The organism is Labrys sp. (in: a-proteobacteria) (assembly GCF_047605565.1).
Taxonomy (GTDB): Bacteria; Pseudomonadota; Alphaproteobacteria; order Rhizobiales; family Labraceae; genus Labrys; species Labrys neptuniae.
In genome coordinates this window covers 118,974-142,042 of the sequence record NZ_JASGFM010000014.1, presented here as the reverse complement: position 1 = coordinate 142,042, position 23,069 = coordinate 118,974, and the positions used below count along the sequence as shown (strand labels likewise).

Sequence of the window (23,069 nt, the reverse complement as noted above, 5' to 3'; positions counted from 1 at the left end):
GCCATGCTGTGGCGGCAGCGCAAGGCCGATCGGCTGGATCTCGGCAAGCGGGGCCCGATCGACGAGCGGGCCCTGTGGGCGGAGCTCCGGCCCGTGCGCTGGCTCGCCGAGGCCGAGCGCCCTGGAACACCCGTCCTGGAGATCGTCTCGGTCTGCAAGGCGGAGGTGCCGGGACTGGTGCGCGATCACGGCCATGCCTTCATCCGGCTAGTCGACGAAGAGGGCGGTGTTCGCCCGATCGGCTTCTTTCCGGATGAGAGCACCGGCATCGAGCCGGATGATTTCCCCGGCCTGCGCATGCCGGGCATGCTGCTGCTGCCGGACAAATATGACCGCATCGCCTGGAACCCGCTGATCACCCGCATCGCCTTGTCGCGGCCGGCCTTTGACGGCATCTGCACCCGTATCGAGCAATTGCAGCGCGGCAAGGGTGAGGGTGAACTCGGCTTCGACCTGCTCGATCAGAGTTGCGTGGGCTTCGTGGTCCGTATCGCAAGCCTGGCCCGCATCCAGGTCGAAGCGGAAGTGCGGCTGACCGATTTCGCCGACGGGGCGGGGGTGGCAGCCGGCCCGACCTGGCGCCGGCATCTCGGCCGTCTTGTGCCGAGGCCGCTCTACCGCCTCCTGTTCAACCTGGCGCTTTCCAGCCATGGCGGTTTCTGCACCGTGTCCCGGCAATGGGACAAATCAGGCGACGAGCCTGTGCTGCGGATGATCAAGGGCATCCAGCCGGTGTTCACGCACTGGCGCGACCTCTGGTTCCGGCACGTGCCGTTCTACCATGTGCGTGCCCTCAGGGAGTGGCAGCGCAGGGTCGAACGCGAGGGCCTCGAGACCTACCGCCTCGCCGAGGCCTGATCGCCGGATCTGAGGAAGCGCAGGGCAAGGCCGGCCCACCAGAGCGGGCCGACGATGACGCCGCCAAGGCCAGCGGCGACGTCGACGATCAGCATCTGCTGGTTGGCGCGTGCAATGAAGGCGACGATATAGAGCAGCCCGCCAGCCATGCCGAGCAGGGCGAGCGCCTTGGGGAGGGTACCGAACCGCCAGCCTAGCGCACCGAACAGCAGCAGGCTCAGCCCGCTCAGGAAGAAGATCAGCCAGCCCTGCGGGTCGAGGACGAGGGAGAAGGAGGTGATCGACTGCCGCACCGCGTCCGAACCTGCCGCAAAGGCCTGGGCACGCTGGGCTTCGCCGCCGAGCAGGCGGACATAGCTGACGGCGGTGACGCCGAAGCCGAGCTGGCCGAGCGAGGCGGCAAGCCGGGCGAGGCCGCTCGTGGGGCCGATCAGGCGCTGCACTTCACCCATGGCGCAGAAAGCGGTGAGGCCGGCCAAAGCGAAGGCCATCAGGAAGGCCTGGCGCCCGAGCGGCGCGCCCGCCAGCGCGTTCCAATAGTCGAGCGTGCCGGTCTTGAACTGCGAGGTCGGGTCGAGAAAGAAGGTGGCGCCGGTCGCCGCATAGCTGAGGGCGCAGACGAGGCACACGATGCCGGCGGTTCTATTCATCGCAGTGCCCCGTTCGGTTTCCACTGCCATCGGCCATCAGGTTTCGAACAGTTTGAGGATGGCGCCTTGCGGCATCAGCCGCATGATGGTGTTGCGCAGCGTGGCCGTTACCGGCGTCTGCCATTGCCGCATCTTGCCGATCTTGCGCGAGCGCGCGACCAGGGGCGTGGTGCGCGCCAGCCCGATGGCCTGATAGGTCTCCAAAGCCTTGGTAAGGTCGGGCCCGGCTTTCAGGCATTGCACCAGAGCGAGGGCATCCTCGATGGCCTGGCAGGCGCCCTGGCCGAGATCGGGCGTCATCGGATGGGCGGCATCGCCGAGCAGAGTGAGGGCGCCGTCGGTCCAGCGGGGGAGCGGCAGCGTGTCATAGACACCGGTGCGCACCAGGTCCTCCGGATCGGTCGCACCGATCACGGCATGCGCGAGGGGCGGCCAGTCCGCGAAATGCGCCAGTGCCTCGGCCTTGTGGGCGGGATGGATGGCGGGTTTGTCGTGCACGGCGCTGTTGAGCGTGCCGTACCAGTAGACATAGTCGTCGCGGATCCAGAACACGCCGAAGCGGCTGCCGCGGCCGAAGAACTCGCGGTAGCGGCCTTTCGGAAAGCTGCCGGGCGACAGCTTGGCGACGCCGCGCCAGGTCATCCAACCGACATAGCGCAAGGGCGAGGCGCCGATCATGGCATCGCGCAGGAAGGAGCGCACGCCGTCGGCCGCCACCACCAGGGGGGCGCTGCGCATCGTGCCATCCTCGAAGGTCAGGCTGGCGCCCTCCGCCTCGCGCCGATAGCCGATGCAGCGGCTACCGGTATGGATCCTGGCGGGATCGAGCGGCCGCAGCAACTCGGCATAGAGGTCGACCCGGCGCAGGCAGAGCAGGGGCAGGCCGCTGCGCTCGCGCACCGGCGTGAGCGGGATGGTTTTCAGCGGCCTTTGCCGCCAATCATAGATCTCGCCCAGCTCCAACGGGTCGGCCAGGGTCTGGACGCCCTGGTCGAGGCCGAGCCGGCCGAGCGCCCTGAGGGCATTGGGCCAGAGCGTGAGGCCGGTGCCGCCGAGCCCGATGCGCGGCGAGCGCTCGTAGATCTCCCAGCTCATGCCCGCCTGCGTCAGGGCGTTGGCCACGGCCAGTCCGCCTATGCCCCCGCCGATGATGATGACTTCGGGAAATCCCGACATGTTTGTATGATCCGTTCGAACCGGGCGTCCGCAGGCCTGAACGAGGTTGATTGTCGTATGGGTGCGGGCGGCTGTAAAACGGAAAAAGGGGCGGCGATGAACTCTCGGCAGGATGACGGCGGAGCCGTCCGGTGAGTGTCGAAGCCTTCGTCAAGCTGTTCCTGCTCGTCTTCCCGCTGATGTTCAGCCCCGGGCCCACCAATTTCCTCTGCGCGGCCTCGGGCAGCCGCCATGGTGTGGTGCGCTCGGTGCCGATGATCCTCGGCATGGACCTGATGGTGTTCCTGCCCGCCTTGGTGGTGGGCCTGGGTGTGACCGGTTTTCTGGTCAATTATCCCGGCCTGCTTACCATGGTGCAGCTCGTCGGGGCGCTGGTGGTGCTCTATATCGCCTTCGAAATGGCGCGGGGAGCCTCGCCGGACGCTCCGGCGGCGAGCGGGGCGCAGCCGATGGGGTTTTGGGGCGGCATGCTGGTGCAGGGCCTGAACGTGAAGGGGCTGACGCTCCTGCTCATCATCTACGCCCAGTTCCAGTTGGCGGATAAGGGCCTGGTCGCCAACGCCCTGATCATCGCCGTTGCCCTCACCGTGCTCAGCCTGGTCTCGCATTTCGTCTGGACGCTCGGTGCGATGTGGCTGGCCCGGCGCTTCTCCTCGCCACAGGCCATGCGGATCCAGGGCTTCATCTATGCTTTCATGCTGGCACTGGTCGCCGTCTGGATGATGGCATCGGCCCTGACGGGGGCGGGGTCATAGGGCGGTTGCTTGCTTCTTTTGCAGGGGGGCGCTGCCCCTCACCGCTATCCTCTCCCCGTAAGAACGGGGCGAGGGGGCGCAAGCGTCGCGACTAACCCTCAGATCTTTCATCTCGCGCGACGGCAGGGCGAGATGGGATGCTTGCGCTATGAAATGCGCGGCCAAAGTCCCCTCGCCCCGCCCGCGGGGAGAGGGTGCGGGTGAGGGGCACCGCGACCTTAGCCGAGAAGTCGCGGAAACAGCCGTGGAGAACGCACTTTCTCATCCCACCGTGACCCGATAATCCGCCTCCAGCCAGGGGCCGCCGATCGGGGCGAGGCGGAAGCGGATCTCGCTGCCGGCGGACAGGGCCGAGGTCGGCAGGTCGAGGACGTGGAGGGACAGGCCCGCGTCATGGGTTCGGCCCTCGTCGTGGCTCGCCCATCCGTCAAAGCTCCAGCGAAGGGCGGAGAGGTCGGTGAGCTCGATGCGCAGGATCTGGCCGGGGGCGATGGTGTGGCGCTGGTGGTTGAGCCGCCAGAAACGGCGGTTGCTGACGATCTTGCGTTTGAGATAGCGTTCGACCGTCTGGGGCGGGGTGTCGAACACCGCCCCGTCGCGCAGCGAGCGAAGCAGCTTGATATGCTCGCCATGGGCCCAGACCAGCGGCATGGCGCTGCCGGTCGGCTTGCCGAGGAAGAGTTCGTGCTCCGGCAGGTCCGGGCCGTCCCAGATCTGTTCGGGCAACTGGCCACCAGGCCCTGCCGACGCTTCGAGCGCGGCCAGCAGGCGCCGGGCTTCCTCCGGCCTGCCGGCGGCGAGCTCGTAATGCGCCCTTTCACCGGTCAGGAGCGGCCAGAGCCGGCCGACGCCGGTGCCATCGAAAGCGGAGCCGTCCTCGTGCTCGCCATAGCCGTCATTGTTGTAGCGATACCAGCAGGGGCCGCTGGGCAGGTCTCTTTTCAGGAGATGGTCGATCGCCTTCACAGTCGCCACCATGCGCGGGTCGTCGGCGGCCCTGAGGCCAAAGCGCACCAAAGCGAGGGCATCGGGACTGAGCAGCATCTTGGCGCTGAGCACGGCTTCCTGGGCGGAGCGGTTCTTGATGGCGACGGTGCCGCCGAGGCCCGGGCCATCCTCGCTGTCGCCGGGGCCGATGCGGACATAATAGCCGGGAATGCCCAGTGTGCGCGCCAGGTCGGTATCGCTGGCGAAGGTCCAGGCATCGATCTCGGCATGCCATTCATCCGCCGTCTCGCGCAGCAGCGTGGCGGCATCCGGGCGATCCGCTGCGTCCATGGCGTCGGCGGCGGCGAGGAGGGCTGATATCTCGACAGCAAGCGTGAAGGGCGAATAGCCGGCGTCCTCTTCCCAGCGGTCCTCGTCGGTGACGGGGCCGTTGCGCAGCACGAAGCTCGCCGCGCGCTCCACCATCGGCAGGAAGCGACGGGCCTCCGCCGCATCCAGGCTGCCGGCACGCACCAGCATGTCGAAGAGCAGGATGGGAAAGGCCGTCTCGTCCATCTGGATGCCGTCCCAATAGGGATGGCCGTCGATCCAGTTGTTCTGGGCCCAATGGCCGTCGCCCTCCTGGATGGCGGCGAGATAGTCGAGGATGCCGCGCGCGTCGGCCGGGCTGCCGGCCGCCAGGAAGCCGCCGGCGGTCTCGACCAGGTCGCGCGGCCAGACCAGGTGATAGCCGCCAAGGTCGTTGTCGCCCTTGTTGTAGCCCCAGGGCGTCGACAGGCTGGCGATGGCGCCGCCCGTGAAGGCGCCGGTGCGATGGGCGGCAAGCACGGCGGTGCTGGTGCGGTAGCTGGTGCCCCGGGCGGGGCTGACATGGTCGAGATCCTCGAGCCCGGCCTGCCAGCCCTGCCAGATCGCGCGCACGCGCCGGCGTGCTGGCTCGAGCCCCTGCTGCAGGCTGGCGATGGCGTTGAGGGCCGCTTCCTCCGGTCGCAGGCCGAGGCCGAGGGTGAGCAGGACGCGGCCCTGGCTGCCGCGAAGGTCGAGCGTACCGCTCAGCGCGACATTGCCGTCTTCGGCGCGAAGCCAGTCGGAATTCACGCCTTCGCCGCGTTTGAGGGTCTGCCAGCCATCGGAAAAACCGACATAGCCGGCCGAGCGGGCCTGCCAGGGAACCGAGGCGGCGAGGGCGAGCGAATAGCCATAGCTGCCGCTGGCCATCAGCAGCCCGTGCCCCTTGTAGTCGTCGACCCAGGCGGTGTTGCGGCTGCCCTGGTTGACCAGATGCGGCGATAGCAGCACGTGCAGGCCGTAATCCTCGGCCTCGCCCTTCAGAGCTTCGAAGCGGATGTCCTGCAGCAGGCTGTCGCGGAAGGGGTCGGCCAGGATGGTCTTGCGGATGCGGTAGCGCCCGTCCTGCGCCGTGTTGACGAGTTCGAAGACGGGGGTGCCGTCGCTCTCCATGCGGATATCGCCGTCGGCGTCGCGCTTTTCTTCGGAAAAATAGTCCGCGGCCGTGACGAGGAGGCCGCAGTCCCTGATGCAGGCAAGGTCGATGCGCGGATAATAGATCTCGTTGAGGATGCCATGGCTGAGGGCAAACCAGACCCGGCTCGACGCGGAACCGGCGGTGCCGATGCCGCTCTTGGCCGCCGAGGTCCAGCGCGGCTCGACGCCAGGGGCTCCGGGAGGTGGGGCAGTCTCGCTCATGCCTTGGTCTTCTTGCCGACGGGAGTGGCCTTGTCGGCTATCTTGGCTTTGCGGGGGGACTTGACCGTGGCGGGGGGCTTGGCCGCGGGCGTCTTGGCCTTGGGCGATGTCCTGGTCCTGGAAGACGGTTCGGGCGCTTCCTCGGATTCGTGGAAATTCTTCAGGCGCCACAGGGCAGCGCCGCCGTCGAGGCCGGCATCATTGGAGCCGAGCGTGACATTGGCCGGCAGCGCGAGCTTCACATGCTTGGTGTTGCCGCCGCCGAGATAGAGGTGGTCATAGTGGAACAGCACGAAGAGCACGTCGATGACGTGCCTCAGCCGCTTGTTCCAGCGCTTGTTGCCGATCTTCTCCCGTGCCGCCTCGCCGATATAGTCGTCATAGGTCTTGGTGCGGGTGATGGGGTGGTGAGCCAGTTCCATATGCGGCATCAGCTCGCCGTCGCGGAACACGGCCGTGCCGGCGCCTGTACCCAGGGTCAAGGCAAGCTCGATACCCTTGCCTTTGATCAGGCCGAGGCCCTGGACCTCCGCATCGTTGATCAGCCGTATCGGCTTGTTGCCGAGTTGGGCGGCGAGCTTCTGCCCGAGTGGAAAGCCGTCCCAGCCTTCGGGTGCGAGGTGCGGCGCGGTGAGGATGCGGCCATGTCGCACCAGGCCGGGAAAGCCCACCGAGATGCGGCCATAGGCCGAAAGGGGCGCGACCAACTCGGCCAGTGTCTCGACCAGCAGATCGGGTGGGCAGGGATGGGGCGTAGGCAACCGCACCCGCTCTCCCTGCATCTGCCCGCTCGGATTGACGATCGCCGCCTTGAGGCCGGTGCCTCCAATGTCGATGGCGAGGATGTCGGATGTCTCCTTGGCCACGGGCAGGCTCCCTGATTGACGGCGACCCCAGCCCAACCGGGCTTTCGTCGATGGAAAGGCGCAATTGTGGCTGGCTTGTGTTGCCGGCTTTATTTTGGTGGTGATCCTATCAGCTTGGTTACCCCTGCGGCAATTCGGAGGCGGAATCCGCCTCGGATCGGGCTGGGGGCATTCGATTGAGGCAGAATGTTGCCCCATTGCTAAGCGCTATGCACAAAATCCATGCAGCCGCCGCATACCGGGCATACGCGCCGGTCTGTGCGATTTTTTACCGTGCGGTGCAAAAGAGGAGTATATGCACTGCAACAAATCAATCTCTCTGGAAAGTAAGTGTCATGGTTCTCTTCGGTTTTGTTTCTTCGATCGCTTCTCGTTTCACGGCCTATCGCAATTATCGCCGTACCCTTCAGGCTCTTTCGGCTCTTGATGACCGCGAGCTTGCTGATCTCGGCATTTTCCGTGGCCGTATCGAGGAAATTGCTCGCGGCGCCGCTCGCTAATCGAGCTTAGCGTCCGTTACGGAATGCGAAGCCGCCGGGATGGTTCCCGGCGGCTTTTTCTTTGATTATTGCTCGAGCCGATTCCCTGAAGAAGAGCAGGACAGTCCATGCTGCACCTGCGAAGGGCGGCAGTGACTACATCATCGGCCGTGCAGGGCGCGTCCGCCGGTCATCCACGCTCAGCGCATAGCTCATGCGATGCGCAAACGGCCTTGGGAGCTCTATTGGCGTTCGAACCAGGCCAAGGCCGGCTCGGCCTCGGTGAACTTGGCTTCCTCGTCCAGCTTTATCCGCTCGCCACCCTTCTGTTCGAAGAGCCGGCCGCGATAGAAGGTCGCCACGCCACCCTCGGGCAGCGGCTTGTCGAGCTTCCACAATTCTGCCCTGGCGTTCTGGCGGATCCGGACCCAGCGCAGGGTGGTCATAGGCCGTCGATCCGCATCAGCGCGTCGAAATGCAGCTTGGCCTGGTGATCGAGCACGGTCATCCATTCGCGCGCGGTGCTCTCGATGACCTGTTGGGGAATGAGCTTGAGTGGCCGGCCGGTCGACATGGCCAGCACCTGCTGCCGGCAGGCCCGGTCGAGATAATAGAGATCGTCGAAGGCCGTTGCGACGGACGGACCGCCGACGATGACGCCATGATGGGCCAGGAAGACGATGTCGGCCTTCTGGTCAGACTTGGCGGAGCTGGCGATGCGCTCGCCTTCCTTCTCGCCCGAGGCAAAGCCCCCGAATTCGTCGTTATAGGCGGTACGGCCGTAGAAGCGGGCCGCCGTCTGGTGCGCCATTTCGAGCCGGCCCCCCTCGATCATGGTGAGGCTGGTGGCCCAGGGCATATGGGTGTGCAGCAGGCAAAGATGGCGCGGATTGGCGCGATGCCCGGCAATATGGATGTTGCGGGCCGTCGCCTCCAGTTCGCCTTCGCCCTCCAGGATCTGCCCTTGCCCATCGACGAGGAGAAGGTCGGCCGGGCGCATCTCCGACCAGTGAACCCCATAAGGATTGAAGAGATACCGCTCTTCGGCGCCGGGGACCTGCACCGAGAAATGGTTGCAGATGCCCTCGTTGAAGTCGAACTTCGCGGCAAGGCGGAAGGCGGCCGCGAGTTCGCGGCGATAGACGTCGATATCAGGCATTGCATTTGTCCGATCACGGGATGGAAAGCTCCCTTATCCCGTGCCGGCGCGCCGACGGCAACGGCCATGATGCCGCGCTGGCCTGTCAGCGGTGTTTCCTCGGTATCGCCTGATGCATGCAGCCGATTGACGCCGGAGGCGGAACTTGCCACACCTTCATCGAAATATGCATCCATGGGGTGGTAATGAAACTCGTCCGTTCTGTCCGCCTATGGATGAAGGAGGGGACATCAGACAAGATCTACGAGGTGGATCTCGTCGATCTCGAACACGCACAAGTTGAAGAGCGCTATCTCGTCAATTTTCGATATGGCAGGCGTGGAAAGACGCTGCGGGATGGTACGAAGACACCTTCTCCGGTCGTATTGGCGTCGGCAGAAAAGCTTTATGACAGTGTCGTCATTTCAAAGGTGAATGACGGCTATCGCCGCATGGGCGAGGACGTTCCGGCCATTACGGCCTCCCAAACGGCGGGCGAGGTTCCCGTTGGCGGGCGCGATGGCGAGTTGCTCAACCAGCTTGCCTCCTGCCTCCGCTCGCCCTGGCCCGCCAAGGAACGTGATCGCCTGTTCTGGCGCCTCGGCGTCATCCGCCTGAAGGCCGCTTGGCCGCAGCTCGCCGCCATTGCCGAAAAGCTCGGCCCGAGCCAGGCGAGCTACAGCCTGGTGCATGCCTTGGCGCGTTGCGGCGGCGCCGATGCGGCCGGGCTCCTGGCCGGCATCGCCGAGACCAATGTCAGCGCGGTGACGCGAGACTATGCCGCCTATGCCCTTGCCAGCGATCTCCTCGGCCCGGCCCGCCAGCCGCCACGCCTCGTACTGCCCAGGGCCGACAATGCGGCGCAGGCGGCGGCCATCGAGGCGGCGATCGCCGCTGCCAACGGTCCTGCCCTGGTCGAGGTGCTGCTTGCCGCTGCGACGCAGCAGCCTGGCTTCGCCAACCAGTTCCTGATTGCCCTTGCCCATCGCGCGCTTGTCGACGGCACGGCCCGCAAGGCCCTGCTGGCGGGGCTCGCCGTCGTTTCTGCCCGGCCTCCCTTCGTGCAGGTGCTGCGGCGCTTGTTCAAATATGCCGATCTCACCGATGATGGTCCGCTCTTTGCGGCAACGGCCCGCCAGTTCGAGTTGGCCACGCCGATGTATCGCTACGCCTATCGCGGCCAGGTCTGGCTCCCGGGCCAGCGCAAGCCCGTGAAGCTCAGCGAGGAGCAGGCCAGCGTCACGCCGCGCGTCGCACTGTCGGAGCAGACGCTGCTTTACTTCAAGCGCCGGGCCTGGCGCAGCCTGCGCAAGCGCGGCGAACTCGGTCAGGATGCCTTCACGGCGATGGCGTGCGACCTGTTGCTGGCCTTCGGCGACGCCGATGGCGAGAAGGCCTATGAGCAGCAATATTTCGTGCAGGTCGATGGGCGGTATCAGCGGCGCACGCTCTACCATCCCGCGCTGCGGCGGATCTGGAGCCTTGGCCAGCTGCTTCATCGCAACCAGCCCGGTGTGCGCTTCCGTCCGAACAGGTTGAGTTTCTCGGTTGCCGACGAAGCGGGCGCGGATGGGCGCGGGGAGGCGTTTCCGGCCTTGTGGGACGCCCAGCCGCAACGCCTGCTGCGGGTAGCCGCAGGGGCACGCTACCAGGCCGCGGCGCTCTTTGCCGTGCAGGCCCTGCGGGAGGGGCCTGCACGATCGGTGGCGATGGATGCTGCCGCGATCCCGGATCTGTTGACCTCGCCCTATGCCGAGGTGCTTGGCCTGGCGGTGTCGCTTGCCCGCCGCCTGATCGACGAGGGCAAGGCTGATGCCACCCTGATCGCGGCCCTGATGCAGGCCGACGTCACCGAGGCCCACATGTTGGCGATCCGGGCGATCGGCGGGCGTCCCGAATGGCCCTGGTCCGAACCGGCTTTGGCATTGGCGGCCCTGCTCACCCCGCAGGCACGCATGCAGCAGGAGACCCGCGATTGGCTGGAACAGCGCCCGCCGAGCCGGCAGCAGCGGGTCCGCCTGACCGAGGATTTCGCAGCCTGGCTCGGGGCCCTGCCGGCCGAACCGGACGAGCGCCAGCTTGCCGGCCTGCGCTTTGCCCTGTCCCTGCTGCCCGTTCTGTGGCCCGCCCATGATTGCCCGCTGCCCCCGGCCGCCGTCGAGGCACTGACGGGCCACAAGGCCGGCGTGGTGCAGGGGGCTGCGATCGAACTGCTTGCCGTCACGCCGATTCGCCCCGGCGAGCTGCCGCGCCCCTTCTGGGAGGCCGTCCTCACAGCCGAATCACTGCCGGTGCGGTCCGCCTCGATGCGCCTGCTCGCGCGGCTCGACGACACCGAGCTCGCAGCGCAGGGCCAGACCATCCTGGCGGCCGCCACCGGCGCCCATGCGGATCTGCGCGCCGCGGCCCGCCCGCTGATAACCCGGCTCGCTGCGCATGATCCCGGCTTTGCCGAAGCCCTCAGGGACAGGCTGATCGATAGCCTGTTCCGCGCCGAACCCTCCGACGGGCATGCGGCCGATATGGTCGAGCTTTTTGCCGCGAGCCTGCCCGGTTTTCTCGCCGGCTTGGACATGTCGACGCTCTGGCGCCTGTTGCAGGCGCGAGCAAAAGGCGCGCGGCTGCTTGGTGCTCGGGCGCTCGGGCAAACCGACGCTTCGCGCTTTTCCATCAAGCAGCTGGCCCGGCTCGGCAATCATCCCTTCGCGGCGGTACGGGCCTTTGCTCTTAACGCCTTCGAGGCTGACCAGGCCCGCTTCCTGGCCGCCCCTGAAGATGCGGTGCTGCTGGTCGAAAGCGAGTGGGAAGACATTCGCGTACCCGCAACGCGGCAATTGCTGAACTGGCCGGATGGCGCCTTGCCGGCCGCGGCGCTGGCGGTGATGGCCGACTCCACCTCACCGGCCGTGCAGGAGAGTGCGCGCCAATTGCTGCGCCGAAGCCTGGATTCGGGCGATGCCGGCATGGTGCTCGCGCGTGTGCTCGAACACGCCTCCGGCAGCTTCCATCTCTTCGTCACCGAACTGATCACCGGACAGAGCCTTGCGGATCCGACAATGTTCGCGACCTTCCTGACGCAGGCCCGCATCATCCTGATGCAGGTCAATCGTGGCCGGATCGCCAAGGACCGCGTGTTCGCCGCGCTCCGGCGCGAGGCGCTCGGCAGCCAGGACAGGGCGCAGGCGATCTGGCGCCTCCTGCATGATGTAACTCTCAGCTCCGTTGCCAAGGACCGGGCGCCGGCACTGGCCATCCTCACTGACATCGCTCGCCGGTGGCCGGAAATCGCCTTGCCTGTCCGGGTGGCACCGGCCCGCCAGGCGATGCGTACCGCCTCGCAGGAGAGTGCGGCATGAATTTCGTCTATCGTTTTCTCGGCGAAAGCCGCGCGAGCACGGATGCGGCGGCGTCCACTTTCGGCTTCGCGCCCGACACGCTGCGCCAGCCGACCTTCTTCACCGGGAAGGTCGCGCGGCACCTCGCCTTTCGCGAGGCGATCTCCGCGCTGCACCATGTCGTGGTCTCGGATCTCCGGTTCAAGCCGCGCGATCGTACCGCCTATTTCGAATGGCTGAAGCAGAACGAGGCAGCGTTGCTGGCCGAGGCGGCCGCCCGCCGCGAGGAACTCAAACCGCGCATCGAGACGCTGCGCCAGCGCATACGCACGCTCGATGACGAGAGCCAGCGCCTGATGAAACCGTTCTTCACGGCGCGGCAGGCCTATTTCAACTATCTCTACAAGCAAAATCGCGATGCCTGGATCGTGCTCGATCCGGTCATCACCGTGCATCCGGACGAGATCTTCTTCGAGTGCTTCAGCCTGGACGAATCGAGCTATGGGCGCCTGTCCTGCGATCATGACGTGTTCGAGCAGCTCGGCGAGATGGCGTTCGGCACCACCAATATCGACTACAGCCATGCGCTCTATGACGAATTCCAGAAGATCCGTACCTATCGCGACACCACGCTGAGCATCGACCCATCCGGCTTCGAAGTGCAGACCGCCGACGACAACGCCTTTCGCGAAGAAAAGATTGATCTGCCCGACAGCTGGGTGCGCGGCTTCCTGCAGGTCTCGAGTGCCATGACCCTGCCGGCTCATGTCTTCGACCTCCATCCGATGGATCTCGCCAATATCCTGGGCACCCTTGCCCGCAGGAAGGAGCGTGTCGGTCCGCGCTCGCTGCGTTTCCTGCTCAAGCCCGACGCGCCGGTCGAGGTCGTGGTCGAGCCCTGGGGCGAACGCCTCACCTTCCGGCGCTCGATCTATCGGGGGCGGGAAGGGGGCGAGATCCGGATCTGGGGCCGGCGCCGTCTTGCCATCCTGGAAAGGGCGCTGCCGCTTGCCCGCAGTGTGCGCGTGCATCTCACCGGCACGGGGCTTCCTTCCTTCTTCGTGGTCGATTTCGGCGGCATCCGCTTCACACTCGGCCTTTCCGGCTGGACGGCCAATGACTGGTCCTCGGCCGGCCAGTTCGACCTGCTGGCTCCCCGTCACAAGGTGGATGCCGATACGGCCCAGCGCGTATTCGCCGCACTCGGGGACCGGCATGCCGCACCGGCGCGGGACCTCGCCCGGGATCTCGGCCTGGAGGAAAGCATGGTGCAGGCCGCTCTCACCGCCTATACCCAGGCAGGGCGGGTGATGTTCGACCTCGACAAGGGCATCTATCGCCGGCGCGAGCTCACGCGCGAGCCCCTGGCGCCGTCGCAGCTGCGTTTCGCCAGCGAGCAGGAGGCCAGCGCTGACCGCCTGGTCGAGGCCAACCTCGTCACCATCGCCGGCGTCGACCGCAATCAGGGCCGGCGCATCGTCACCGGCACGGTGCTCGACAATGCCCGCAAGGAAAGCGTCGCGCTCACGATCGATGCGGACGACCGCTTGGTCGAGGCACGCTGCAGCTGTCACTTCTACGGACACAACAAGATGATGCGCGGGCCTTGCGAGCACATGCTGGCGCTCAGGCGCATCTTCCATGCCGAGGTCGAGAGCGTGGCGCAGGACAAGGGAGATGCGGCATGAGGCTTCCCTTGTTTACCGAAGCGTCGCCAGGGCCGGTGTGCCGGCACGTTGGGACTTTCTCACCTGTGTTCCGCCGGGAACAGCACCTTGGCTTGAAATCGGTGAGCGGATGCGCTTACCTCACTTATCGGAAGGGCGCGGGCCGGTCAGGACCTTGCAACCCGGGCGGCGTATCGCCGTCCTTGCAACATGACCGTGCACGCATCACTGGCCCAATCTTCACTGGGCGGGGACTGCCTACCGGTGCGCTATTGCAGATTGGGTTCCTTGAACCCAATAGCGCACCGGTAGGCGTCCCCGCTTCGAGTGGATTGATCCAGTCCTTGGACGAGACGAAGGCAGTCCGGCCTGCGCCCCTTCCGGTTCCCCATGGCGATGCCTTCCTTCGTCCCCAATGGCGGGAGGCGGCATGAACCAGAGTGTCGCACCGGGAACCCTGACCCGGCAGGAACTCTATGACCGCATCCGCGAATCCTCCAAGGACGAGGTCATTCTCGAAGAGATGATCCGACTCGGCTTCTGGCCGGATGGCACGGCTGCACCGAGCCCGGCCGCCGCGGCGATCCGCGAGCGCGGCGAGGCCATGCGCGAGCTCGGCGAGCTTCAGCGCCAGAATGCCCTGTGGAGCGATCCGGAGCGGGCGATCAAGGAGATGCACAAGCGCCGCAAGGCCGAGGCCCTGGCGCGGCGGACCGAGACCAGGCGGCGCCATGCCCAGGCGCGCCAGGACCGGGCCGAGGCCTGGCACATCAGGCGCCAGCGCGAGGTGCTTTATCTGGGGGAGGGCGTGTCCGCCGGGCTGGGCGCCACGAAGGCCGAGAAGCCTCGATTGCCCGGCCTGCCTGAAATCGCCGATGCCAAGGTACTGGCCGACCGGATCGGCATTTCTCTCGGCGAATTGCGCTTCCTCACCTTCAACCGCGCCGTATCGAGCGTCAGCCATTATCAGCGCTTCCGCATTCCCAAGAAAACGGGTGGAGAGCGCCTGATCTCGGCGCCGATGCCACGCTTGAAGCGGGCGCAATACTGGGTGCTCGACAACATCCTCGCCAAGGCTGGCCTGCATGAGGCGGCGCATGGCTTCGTGCCCGGGCGCTCGATCCTGACCAATGCGCGCAATCATGTCGGCAAGGACGTGGTCGTCAATCTCGACCTCAAGGATTTCTTCCCGAGCCTGACCTATGGGCGCGTGAAAGGACTGTTCGAGGCGCTGGGCTATAGCGAGGCTGCCGCGATTCCGCTCGCCTTGCTCTGCACCGAGCCCAAGGTCGACGAGGTGGAACTGGACGGCGAACGCCATTTCGTCGTTGACGGGCCCAGGCTGCTGCCGCAGGGCGCGCCGACCAGCCCCGCCATTACCAACCTCGTCTGCCGGCGGCTCGACCGGCGGCTGGAGGGGCTCGCCCGGACACTCGGCTATACCTATAGCCGTTATGCCGACGACCTCACTTTCTCGGCGTCCGGTGAAGCGGCGAGGAAGATCGGGACCTTGCTGAAGGCGGTGCAGGGGATCGTCGTCGGTGAGGGTTTCATCATTCATCCCGACAAGACCCGCGTCATGCGCCGCTCGGGGCATCAGGAGGTCACGGGCCTCACGGTCAATGAACGGGTCGCCGTGCCCCGTCCCCTCCTGCGTCGCTATCGCGCGGTGCTGCAGCAGGTGGAAAGATACGGGCCGGCTGGCCGCCATTTCGGCCCGGGCAAGGACGTGGTGCGCTCCTTGCTCGGCTTTGGCCAGTTCGCGGCCATGGTGGATCCGCAACAGGGAGCCGGTTTGCTGGAACGTGCCCGCCGTCTTGCTGCGGCGCATGCTGCGCCAGCTGAGAGGCCGAAGCAGCCAGGCGGTGCGGCGGCTTTCCGCGCCGCCGCTGCGGCCGGGCGGGCGCCTGCGGGCAATCATTGGCTGCCGGCGGAAAGGCCGGCGCCGGCTCTCGATCCCGTGCTGGCGGCTCTCGCGCGCGAAGAGGCCAAAAAGGCCGAACAGGCGCAGCGGAAGGCGGAGGCCGCTCGGCAGGCCGTGGCACAAAGTGCCTTGCGCCGCGCCACCTCCGAAACTTCGCCGTCGCCGGCAAGCCAGGCGACGGGACAGGCACAGGGGGCTTCAGGCCCACGGGCCGGCAGGAAGCTGCGCTTTACGCCCAAGCGCCTGCTCGTGATCGCCGCGATCCTGATCTTCCCCCTGCTCATCCCGGGGATCGGCCCATTCGTCAGCGGCCTCCTGCTCTATCTCTATCTGCGCTGGATGTGGAAACAGGGGTGAGGGTATCTGCGGGGGCGCTTGAGAAATAAGTGCTCGGATCGCACTGTCATCCCCGGCGGAGCCGCTCGCGAGTGAAGCGAGAGAGGGCGAGGGTATCGTCACAAGCTGCGCTTGTGACTGGAATCCAGGGGCCACAAATTGCCCCTATCGGCTCCTGGATCCCCTTGCCTCGGCCTACGGCCTCGCCGGGGATGACAGCACACTTGTTTCTAAGCGCGCCCCTCACTGGCTGCCGATCAGGATGCCGGTGAGCAGCACCAGGATGCCACCGAGGACGACCTGCACGATCGCCGAGGTAAAGGGCGTGGCCATGAAGCGGGTGCGGATCCAGGCGATGGCGATGAGTTCCAAGACGACCACGCAGCCGGCGACGCCGGTTGCCACCCAGAAATCGGGGATGAGATAGGGCAGGGTATGGCCGAGGCCGCCCACCGTGGTCATCACGCCGCAGGCAGCGCCGCGTACCCAGGGGTGGCCGCGCCCGGTGATCTCGCCATCGTCCGACAGGGCTTCGGTCAGTCCCATGCTGATGCCGGCGCCGATCGAGGCGGCGAGGCCGACCAGGAAGGCGTCCCAGGAGTTCATGGTGGCGAAGGCGGCAGCGAAGATCGGGGCGAGGGTGGAGACTGAGCCGTCGATCAGCCCGGCCAGGGCGGGCTGCACGATCTGCAGCACGAACAGGCGCCGGGAGGTCTCGTCCTCGCTGCGCTTCTGGTCGGCCGGCAGCTTGGATTCCAGCGTCTCGGCCAGGCTTTCGTGGCGCTTTTCCTCTTCGGCAAGATCGGCCAGCAGGGTGCGGATTTCGACGTCATGGGCCCGTTCCGCCGCCTTGGCGTAGAACCGGGCAGCTTCCAGCTCCATGGTCTCGGCCTGCTCGCGCACCGCGTCGATGCGCAGATTGTCGAGCAGCCAGATCGGGTTGCGCTTGAGGAAACCGTTGACGTCCTGGCGGGTGATATAGGGCAGGGTATCGCCGAACTTGGCTGTGTAGGTCTCCAACAGGCGGTGGCGATGGCCATGCTCTTCCTGCGCCATCGCCTCGAAGATCTTGGCGGAGCCTGGAAAATCGGCGCGCAGGCGATTGGCGAATTGCAGATAGATGCGCGCATCCTCCTCCTCGTTGGAGATGGCGAGCGCCAGGACCTCGGCCTCGTTCAGATCGGAAAAACGTTTCATGGCGAACCTAGATTAGAATAATTCTAAATTTAGATCCTTCTATCCCGCCTGCCGGTTCCTGTCGAGCCAAATCCCTCAGCCCGGGAAGAAGGGCGGCGCGAGCAATGCCGCCAATACCGAACCCACCAGAAAGTTGAGAAGCAGGCCGATCAGCACCACCGCGATCGTATAGATCGGTGTCTTCATGGTGGGGATCCGCATCAGCACGGGAGCGCCGGCGAACAGGAGATAGACGCTGTAGAGGCCGACGATGGCGAGCAGTCCCAGGGCCGGAACGATCGTGAAGACGTTGGCGAGCCAGGCCGCCGTCATGCCGTAGGCGGCAAGCTTGAAGGCGCTGAGGAAGTCGGACCTGCCGCCGAAATGGGGAGCCAGCCGATCGATCACGATTGCCATGACATGGAGCATGGCGAGGGTGATCACGTAACGCAGGACGGCCAGAACAAGGCCGCTGACCAGGCCGATGCGGGCGCCGTCGATGCCGATCAGCGAGGTGCCGATGAAGCCGGCAATCGGACCGAGCGCGGCGAGATAGAGGACATAGTCCCGATAGATGCGTTCGACGCTGGTCGCCTCGGCGGCGATAATTCGCCATTCGGCTGACGGCGACAGCAAAAGGTTCCGCGCCCGTGCCAGGATGTCCATGACCATGGTGATGACAACTCCGATCGATCGCCCTTTGCATAGCACGGGGCGCAGCGCCGTCATGGTTCGTCACGGGCGCTTGGGGAGTTATCCAATACCGTTCAGGGCACAGAGCAGCTTCATGCGGTGGGCGGCCTTTTCGGGGTCGACCAGAAGCTGGGCCTTGTCCGCCAGGCGGAAGAGATCGGCGTAATGGACGATGCCGCGGGCGGACTCGGCGCCTCCGACCATGCGGAAATGCGACTGGAAGCCATTGAGCCAGGCCAGGAACACCACGCCGGATTTGTAGAACTGGGTCGGCGCCTCGAACAGGCGGCGGGCCAGGGTCACGGTCGGGTCGAGGATGACGCGATAGCCTTCTTCGTTGCCGGCCGCGAGCCGGTCCATCGCCGCGGCGGCGGCCGGCGCGATCGGGTCGAAGATGCCGAGCAGCCCGTGCGAGAAGCCCTGCAAATCGCCCTGGATCAGTTCGCCATAGTTGAAATCGTCGCCGGTATACATCGCCACGCCCTCCGGCAGCAGCCGGCGCAGGGTGACTTCCTTCTGTGCGTCGAGCAGGGAGATCTTGATGCCGTCGATCTTGCCGGCATGGCTGCGGATCAGTTCCAGCACCGTCTGCATGGCCGGCTCGAACGCCTGCGAGCCCCAATAGCCCGCGAGCGCCGGGTCGAAGGCCTCGCCGAGCCAATGCAGGATCACCTTGTCCCGGGTCTGGCCGATCAGGCGGCCATAGACGGCAAGATAGTCGTCCGGCCCCTTGGCGAGCCGGCAGAGTGCCCGGCTCGCCATCAGGATGATGCGGCCGCCATGCTTTTCGACATGGGCGATCTGTTCTTCATAGGCGCGGATGACATCGTCGAGCGTTTCGGCGGCCTCGGCGGTGAGCTGATCGGTGCCGGCGCCGCAGGCAAGGTCCGCGCCCGGCCGGCTGCGGGCCTCGGCCAACGAGCGTTCGATCAGTTCGGCGGCGGCAGGCCAGTCCAGGCCCTGGCCACGCTGGGAGGTGTCCATGGCTTCGGCGATCTTGAAACCGAGCCCCCATAGATGATGGCGGAAACGCAAGGTCGCCTCCCAGTCGACCGCCGGCCGACGCCAGGGGTCCTCGAGGCGGCGGGGATCGGCCACGACATGGGCGGCCGCATAGAGGGTACGCGGAAAATTGCCGGTATGGACGAGCGAGTAGGGGGAGGACGGCCCGTAGTGATAGGCCTCCAGGCTGCCGTCGACAGTAGGCAATATCAGTGCGCTCATCGGCCTCTCCTCGTTCCTCTCCCATCCGGCTTCTTTGACGCCCGTGCCATTTTTCGTCCGATGCCCGGCGTTTGCGGGGGGGAATCGGCTGCAAAGCAGCGCCCCGACAAGATCGTCACAGGATGCCGGTAAAAATAGGCCAAGGCGTCGCGCCCTGGGGATAAGCATGTCGATTAGAACGTTCCAAAGTCAAGGATATTTCATGTGGGGGAATATTTATTCTTTTATTTCAATGAGTTCATGGGTACTCGAAAGCGGTATTGACATATTCATAGGAACGTTCCAAAAAAATAGGAGCACCGATCCATTCAAGAGGTCGGCGGAGGGAGCGTGAGGATGAGCGGAGGCAAGCGCGGCGCAGGCCGGGCGACGACGATCATCGATATTGCCAGGGCGGCCGGCGTGTCGAAGTCGACCGTTTCGCTGGTGCTCAAGGACTCCCCCCTCGTCAAGGCAGCGACGCGCGAGAGCGTCATGCGGGCCATCGACCAGCTCGGTTATGTCTACAACCGCTCGGCCGCGAGCCTGCGCACCGCCCGCTCCAGCTTCGTGGGCATGGTGATCTCGGATCTCATGAACCCCTTCTTCACCGAACTCGCCGTCGGCATCGAGGATGGGCTGCACAATATGGGCTTCGTGCCCATCCTGGCCAACACCAACGAGGATGTCGAGCGGCAGACCCGGGTGCTGCAATCTCTGCGCGAGCACGGCGTCGCCGGCATCATCATGAGCCCGGCCCGCGGCACGGATGTCTGGTCGCTGGCCGAGACGCTGCCGCGTTCCCTGCCGATGGTGCTGACCATGCGCCGGGTCGAGGGCAGCAGCCTGCCCTATATTGGCCCCGACAACCGTGCCGGCGCCCGCGAGGCCGTCAGCCATCTTATCAAGCTCGGCCACCGCTCCATTGCCTTTCTCGGCGGCTTCGGCAGCATGACCACCCAGAAGGAGCGCATTTCCGGCTATCGGGACGCGCTGATCGCAGCTGGGCTGCCGCTCACCGACGAGTTGATCTGCGAGGCCATGCCGACACGGGCCGGCGGTGCCGAAGCCATCGCGGCGGCCTTGGCGAGCCCCCACAGGCCGACGGCAGCCTTCTGCTACAACGACATCGTGGCGATGGGGGCGACCCGCGCCCTCGGCCTGCGCGGCATCCGCGTCGGCGTCGATTTCGCGGTGATCGGCTTCGACGACATCGTCGAGGCCGAGCACAACGCCCCGCCCCTCACCACCGTCAATGCCGATACCAGGATCATGGGCACGCGCGCGGCCCGCAGCCTGCTTGGCCTGATCGACGGCGCCGATCCGGAAGCGATGTCCTTCATCGGCACGACCCGTCTGGTGGTGCGTGAATCCTGCGGCGCTCATGGACGTACTATCTTGAAGGAGACGGCATAATGGCCCAGCCAGCGTCGGGTAAGAACGTGCCAGCTTCAAAACGAGGCTTGCGCTGGGGGATCGTCGGCGCCACGACCATCGCCAGGGAATGGATGATCGGGGCCATTCGCGAGACGGGTGGCGAGGTCGTCAGCGTGATGTCTTCCGACGCGGAGCGCGGTAAGGCCTACGCCAAGGCGAACGGCATTCCCCATTCGACCCGCAGCCTTGCGACCCTGCTCGCTAAGGATATCGATGCGGTCTACATCGCCACCACCAACGAAAAGCATAAGGCGCAGACCCTGGCAGCTGCCAAGGCCGGCATTCACGTGCTGTGCGAAAAGCCGTTGGCCCTCAAGCTGTCCGATGCGCACCGGATGGTGGCCGCCTGCAAGGAAGCCGGCGTCGTCATGGCTACCAACCACCATCTGCGCAATGCCGCCGCCTTCCGCGCCATGCGCGATGCCGTCGCTTCCGGCAAGATCGGCAAGCCGCTGTTCGCCCGGGTCTTCCACGCGGTCTATCTGCCGCCGCATCTGCAGGGCTGGCGCATCAAGGATGCCAAGGCCGGCTCGGGCGTGGTGATGGATATCACCGTGCATGATGCTGACACGCTGCGTTTCGTGCTCGGCGAGGAACCCGTGGCGGCAACGGCCTTCACCCAGCACGGCGGCATGGGCGGCGCCGGCATCGAGGACGGCGTCATGGGCGTGGTGCGCTTCGAGAGCGGGTTGCTGGCACAGTTCCACGACGCCTTCACCACCGCCTATGCCAAGACAGGCTTCGAAGTGCACGGCAGCGAAGGCTCCCTGATCGGCACCGATTGCATGACGCAAAAGCCCGTCGGCGAAGTGGTGCTGCGTAATGCGTCCGGCGAGCACAAGCTGCCCTTCGAGCCGGAAAATCTCTATGTCCGCAGCGTCGCCAATTTCCAGAACGCCGTGCGCGGCAAGGGAACCCCGTCGGCCACGGGGGAGGACGGCATCCGTTCGATGGCCCTGGCTTTGGCCGTGCTGAAATCGGCCAAAACGGGCCGCGAAGTCGCCGTCGAGCCGGGGCTCTGATCCGATGGCCTTCCCGAAAGTCCTTTCCGCCGACCAGGCTGCCGCGCTCATCCCCGACAATGCCGTGGTGACCGTCTCTTCCTCCTCCGGCCTCGGTTGTCCGGATGCGATGCTCGCCGCCATCGGCCGCCGCTTCGATGCCGCCGGGCACCCGCGCAACCTCACCACCCTGCACCCCATCGCGGCCGGCGACATGTGGGGCATCAAGGGCATCGACCACATCGCCAAGCCGGGCCTGCTCGCCCGTATCCTCGGCGGCTCCTATCCGTCCGGTCCTTCTTCGGCCGAGCCGCCGGCGATCTGGAAGATGATCACCGGCAATGAGATCCCCGCCTATAACATCCCCTCCGGCATCCTGTTCGACATGCATCGCGAGGCGGCGGCCAAGCGCCCCGGCGTGCTCACCAAGATCGGCATGGACACCTTCGTCGATCCGGCTCGCGAGGGCTGTGCCATGAACCAGCGGGCGGCGGAGGCGCCGATCGTGCGCAAGGTCGAGTTCGACGGGCAGGACTGGCTCTATTTCAAGACGATCGTGCCGGATGTCGCCATCATCCGCGCCACCACGGCCGACGAGCGCGGCAATCTTTCCTATGAGCATGAGGGCGGCTATCTCGGCCCGCTCGACCAGGCACTCGCCGTGCGCAACAATGGCGGCATCGTCATCGCCCAGGTGAAGCGCCTCGCCGAGAGCGGCACGCTCAAGCCGCAGAACGTGCTGGTGCCGGGCGTGCTCGTGGATGCCATCGTGGTCGCGCCGGACCAGATGCAGACGACGCAGACGTCCTATGAGCCGGCGATCTCGGGCGAGATCTTCCGCCCGCTGTCGAGCTTCGAGATCCCCGAATTCGGCGTTTCCAAGGTGATCGCCCGCCGGGTGGCGCAGGAATTGCGTTACGGCGATGCCGTCAATATCGGCTTCGGCATTTCGGCCAATGTGCCGCGCATCCTGATCGAGGAGGGCCGGCATGGCGAAGTGACCTGGGTGATCGAACAGGGCGCCGTCGGCGGCGTGCCATTGCTTGACTTCCAGTTCGGCTGTGCCTCCAACGCCGAGGCGATCATGCCTTCGCCCTATCAGTTCACCTATTTCCAGGGCGCCGGCTTCGATGCCTCGCTGCTCTCCTTCCTGCAGATCGACCGCGAGGGCAGCGTCAACGTCTCCAAGCTCGGCGTGCGCCCGCATGTGACGGCGGGGGCGGGCGGCTTCGTCGACATCACGGCCCGGGCGAGGCGTATCATCTTCTCCGGCTTCTTCACGGCCGCTGCCGGCCTTTCCATCGAGAATGGGGCGCTGCTCATCGCCAGGGAAGGCAAGGTCCGGAAGCTGGTCGAGGCAGTGGAGCATGTCTCCTTCTCCGGTCGCCGCGCCGTCGCCCAGGGCCAGGACATCACCTATGTCACCGAGCGCTGCGTGCTCAAGCTGACTGAGAAGGGCATCGTGGTCACGGAAATCGCGCCCGGTGTCGACCTCGAGCGCGACGTCCTGGCCCAGGCCGAGTTCCCGCTGCTGGTTGCCGACGACCTCAGGGTGATGGATGCGGCTCTGTTCCAGCCGGAGGCGATCGGGCTGGATTTGAGGGGAGGACAGGCGTGATGGGTCGGCGCCTTCACCCCTCATCCCCCTGCCGGGACCTTCTCCCGCAAGGGGAGAAGGGGTTTGACTGGGCGAGGTTGTCGTATTCGAGCGGTTACTGGT

Annotated in this window: 18 protein-coding genes; 9 read left to right on the top strand and 9 right to left on the bottom strand. The window is 65.9% G+C overall.

Features of this window, described 5'->3' with window-relative positions; genetic code table 11:
• The first annotated feature begins 3 nt into the window (after positions 1–3).
• Complete coding sequence (locus QM672_RS15005) at positions 4–858, top strand: hypothetical protein (protein WP_415083454.1); 855 nt, start codon at positions 4–6, stop codon at positions 856–858.
• Here the strand turns inward: QM672_RS15005 and QM672_RS15000 are convergent.
• Both QM672_RS15000 and QM672_RS14995 read right to left on the bottom strand, forming a co-directional pair.
• On the bottom strand, positions 837–1,508 hold the full coding sequence (locus QM672_RS15000) for a DUF4386 family protein (protein ID WP_415083452.1): 672 nt from the start codon (positions 1,506–1,508) through the stop codon (positions 837–839). The two genes, QM672_RS15005 and QM672_RS15000, sit on opposite strands and share 22 nt — an antisense overlap.
• 36 nt (positions 1,509–1,544) lie before the next feature.
• Positions 1,545–2,684 (bottom strand): FAD-dependent monooxygenase, encoded by a 1,140-nt coding sequence (locus QM672_RS14995; protein WP_415083450.1) that lies wholly within the window; start codon positions 2,682–2,684, stop codon positions 1,545–1,547.
• A gap of 131 nt (positions 2,685–2,815) precedes the next feature.
• Here QM672_RS14995 and QM672_RS14990 point away from each other — a divergent pair, with 131 nt between their 5' ends.
• A complete protein-coding gene (locus tag QM672_RS14990; protein ID WP_367624206.1) occupies positions 2,816–3,439 on the top strand; it encodes a LysE family translocator in 624 nt (207 codons plus the stop codon).
• Between the two features lie 261 nt (positions 3,440–3,700).
• Here QM672_RS14990 and QM672_RS14985 read toward each other — a convergent pair whose 3' ends face one another.
• Positions 3,701–6,094, bottom strand: a complete 2,394-nt coding sequence (locus QM672_RS14985; protein WP_415083448.1) for a glucan 1,4-alpha-glucosidase — start codon at positions 6,092–6,094, stop codon at positions 3,701–3,703.
• Complete coding sequence (locus tag QM672_RS14980; protein WP_415083446.1) at positions 6,091–6,960, bottom strand: ROK family protein; 870 nt, start codon at positions 6,958–6,960, stop codon at positions 6,091–6,093. Before QM672_RS14980 ends, QM672_RS14985 begins: the two co-directional genes overlap by 4 nt.
• A gap of 335 nt (positions 6,961–7,295) precedes the next feature.
• Between QM672_RS14980 and QM672_RS14975 the strand changes: the two genes are divergently transcribed.
• Positions 7,296–7,460 carry a DUF1127 domain-containing protein gene (locus QM672_RS14975; protein WP_082979645.1) on the top strand — a complete coding sequence of 55 codons (165 nt, stop codon included), beginning with the start codon at positions 7,296–7,298 and terminating at the stop codon, positions 7,458–7,460.
• Between the two features lie 221 nt (positions 7,461–7,681).
• On the opposite strand, the gene QM672_RS14970 is transcribed toward QM672_RS14975, so the two are convergent.
• Positions 7,682–7,885 carry a hypothetical protein gene (locus QM672_RS14970; protein WP_311933730.1) on the bottom strand — a complete coding sequence of 68 codons (204 nt, stop codon included), beginning with the start codon at positions 7,883–7,885 and terminating at the stop codon, positions 7,682–7,684.
• Positions 7,882–8,598 carry an aldolase gene (locus QM672_RS14965; protein ID WP_311933729.1) on the bottom strand — a complete coding sequence of 239 codons (717 nt, stop codon included), beginning with the start codon at positions 8,596–8,598 and terminating at the stop codon, positions 7,882–7,884. The genes QM672_RS14970 and QM672_RS14965 overlap by 4 nt, the downstream gene beginning before the upstream one ends.
• A gap of 185 nt (positions 8,599–8,783) precedes the next feature.
• On the opposite strand from QM672_RS14965, the gene QM672_RS14960 reads away from it, so the two are divergent.
• The 3 genes from QM672_RS14960 (at position 8,784) to QM672_RS14950 (ending at position 15,860) form a co-directional block, all read left to right on the top strand.
• Complete coding sequence (locus QM672_RS14960) at positions 8,784–11,933, top strand: hypothetical protein (protein WP_415083443.1); 3,150 nt, start codon at positions 8,784–8,786, stop codon at positions 11,931–11,933.
• Positions 11,930–13,600 carry an SWIM zinc finger family protein gene (locus QM672_RS14955; RefSeq protein WP_415083441.1) on the top strand — a complete coding sequence of 557 codons (1,671 nt, stop codon included), beginning with the start codon at positions 11,930–11,932 and terminating at the stop codon, positions 13,598–13,600. The genes QM672_RS14960 and QM672_RS14955 overlap by 4 nt, the downstream gene beginning before the upstream one ends.
• 409 nt (positions 13,601–14,009) lie before the next feature.
• The gene (locus QM672_RS14950) at positions 14,010–15,860 is read left to right on the top strand and encodes a reverse transcriptase family protein (protein ID WP_415083439.1); all 1,851 of its coding nucleotides are present in this window, start codon (positions 14,010–14,012) and stop codon (positions 15,858–15,860) included.
• A gap of 222 nt (positions 15,861–16,082) precedes the next feature.
• Here the strand turns inward: QM672_RS14950 and mbfA are convergent, their stop codons facing one another.
• The 3 genes from mbfA to QM672_RS14935 all read right to left on the bottom strand — a co-directional run bounded on the left by mbfA (position 16,083) and on the right by QM672_RS14935 (position 18,932).
• A complete protein-coding gene (gene mbfA, locus QM672_RS14945; protein ID WP_415083437.1) occupies positions 16,083–17,036 on the bottom strand; it encodes an iron exporter MbfA in 954 nt (317 codons plus the stop codon).
• A gap of 75 nt (positions 17,037–17,111) precedes the next feature.
• Positions 17,112–17,687 (bottom strand): Yip1 family protein, encoded by a 576-nt coding sequence (locus tag QM672_RS14940; protein WP_415083435.1) that lies wholly within the window; start codon positions 17,685–17,687, stop codon positions 17,112–17,114.
• A gap of 81 nt (positions 17,688–17,768) precedes the next feature.
• A complete protein-coding gene (locus QM672_RS14935; RefSeq protein WP_415083433.1) occupies positions 17,769–18,932 on the bottom strand; it encodes a dihydrodipicolinate synthase family protein in 1,164 nt (387 codons plus the stop codon).
• Positions 18,933–19,268: 336 nt separating this feature from the next.
• Here QM672_RS14935 and QM672_RS14930 point away from each other — a divergent pair, with 336 nt between their 5' ends.
• From QM672_RS14930 to QM672_RS14920, 3 genes are read left to right on the top strand one after another with little or no spacing between them, the layout of a single operon-like run.
• Entirely contained in the window at positions 19,269–20,327 is a 1,059-nt protein-coding gene (locus QM672_RS14930; RefSeq protein ID WP_415083431.1) for a LacI family DNA-binding transcriptional regulator, read from the top strand.
• Positions 20,327–21,370, top strand: a complete 1,044-nt coding sequence (locus QM672_RS14925; RefSeq protein ID WP_415083429.1) for a Gfo/Idh/MocA family protein — start codon at positions 20,327–20,329, stop codon at positions 21,368–21,370. The genes QM672_RS14930 and QM672_RS14925 overlap by 1 nt, the downstream gene beginning before the upstream one ends.
• A gap of 4 nt (positions 21,371–21,374) precedes the next feature.
• Positions 21,375–22,967, top strand: coding sequence for an acyl CoA:acetate/3-ketoacid CoA transferase (locus tag QM672_RS14920; RefSeq protein WP_415083427.1), 1,593 nt, complete (start codon positions 21,375–21,377; stop codon positions 22,965–22,967).
• Positions 22,968–23,069: the final 102 nt, after the last annotated feature.

What these genes read in the sequence shown, in the direction of transcription:
- QM672_RS14940 (WP_415083435.1), bottom strand. Translation starts at nt 17,687, where the DNA reads ATGGTCATGGACATCCTGGCACGGGCGCGGAACCTTTTGCTGTCGCCG.
- QM672_RS14985 (WP_415083448.1), bottom strand. Translation starts at nt 6,094, where the DNA reads ATGAGCGAGACTGCCCCACCTCCCGGAGCCCCTGGCGTCGAGCCGCGC.
- QM672_RS14950 (WP_415083439.1), top strand. Translation starts at nt 14,010, where the DNA reads ATGAACCAGAGTGTCGCACCGGGAACCCTGACCCGGCAGGAACTCTAT.
- QM672_RS14930 (WP_415083431.1), top strand. Translation starts at nt 19,269, where the DNA reads ATGAGCGGAGGCAAGCGCGGCGCAGGCCGGGCGACGACGATCATCGAT.
- QM672_RS14925 (WP_415083429.1), top strand. Translation starts at nt 20,327, where the DNA reads ATGGCCCAGCCAGCGTCGGGTAAGAACGTGCCAGCTTCAAAACGAGGC.
- QM672_RS14920 (WP_415083427.1), top strand. Translation starts at nt 21,375, where the DNA reads ATGGCCTTCCCGAAAGTCCTTTCCGCCGACCAGGCTGCCGCGCTCATC.
- QM672_RS14975 (WP_082979645.1), top strand. Translation starts at nt 7,296, where the DNA reads ATGGTTCTCTTCGGTTTTGTTTCTTCGATCGCTTCTCGTTTCACGGCC.
- QM672_RS14960 (WP_415083443.1), top strand. Translation starts at nt 8,784, where the DNA reads ATGAAACTCGTCCGTTCTGTCCGCCTATGGATGAAGGAGGGGACATCA.
- QM672_RS14970 (WP_311933730.1), bottom strand. Translation starts at nt 7,885, where the DNA reads ATGACCACCCTGCGCTGGGTCCGGATCCGCCAGAACGCCAGGGCAGAA.
- QM672_RS15005 (WP_415083454.1), top strand. Translation starts at nt 4, where the DNA reads ATGCTGTGGCGGCAGCGCAAGGCCGATCGGCTGGATCTCGGCAAGCGG.
- QM672_RS14955 (WP_415083441.1), top strand. Translation starts at nt 11,930, where the DNA reads ATGAATTTCGTCTATCGTTTTCTCGGCGAAAGCCGCGCGAGCACGGAT.
- mbfA (WP_415083437.1), bottom strand. Translation starts at nt 17,036, where the DNA reads ATGAAACGTTTTTCCGATCTGAACGAGGCCGAGGTCCTGGCGCTCGCC.
- QM672_RS15000 (WP_415083452.1), bottom strand. Translation starts at nt 1,508, where the DNA reads ATGAATAGAACCGCCGGCATCGTGTGCCTCGTCTGCGCCCTCAGCTAT.
- QM672_RS14935 (WP_415083433.1), bottom strand. Translation starts at nt 18,932, where the DNA reads ATGAGCGCACTGATATTGCCTACTGTCGACGGCAGCCTGGAGGCCTAT.
- QM672_RS14995 (WP_415083450.1), bottom strand. Translation starts at nt 2,684, where the DNA reads ATGTCGGGATTTCCCGAAGTCATCATCATCGGCGGGGGCATAGGCGGA.
- QM672_RS14965 (WP_311933729.1), bottom strand. Translation starts at nt 8,598, where the DNA reads ATGCCTGATATCGACGTCTATCGCCGCGAACTCGCGGCCGCCTTCCGC.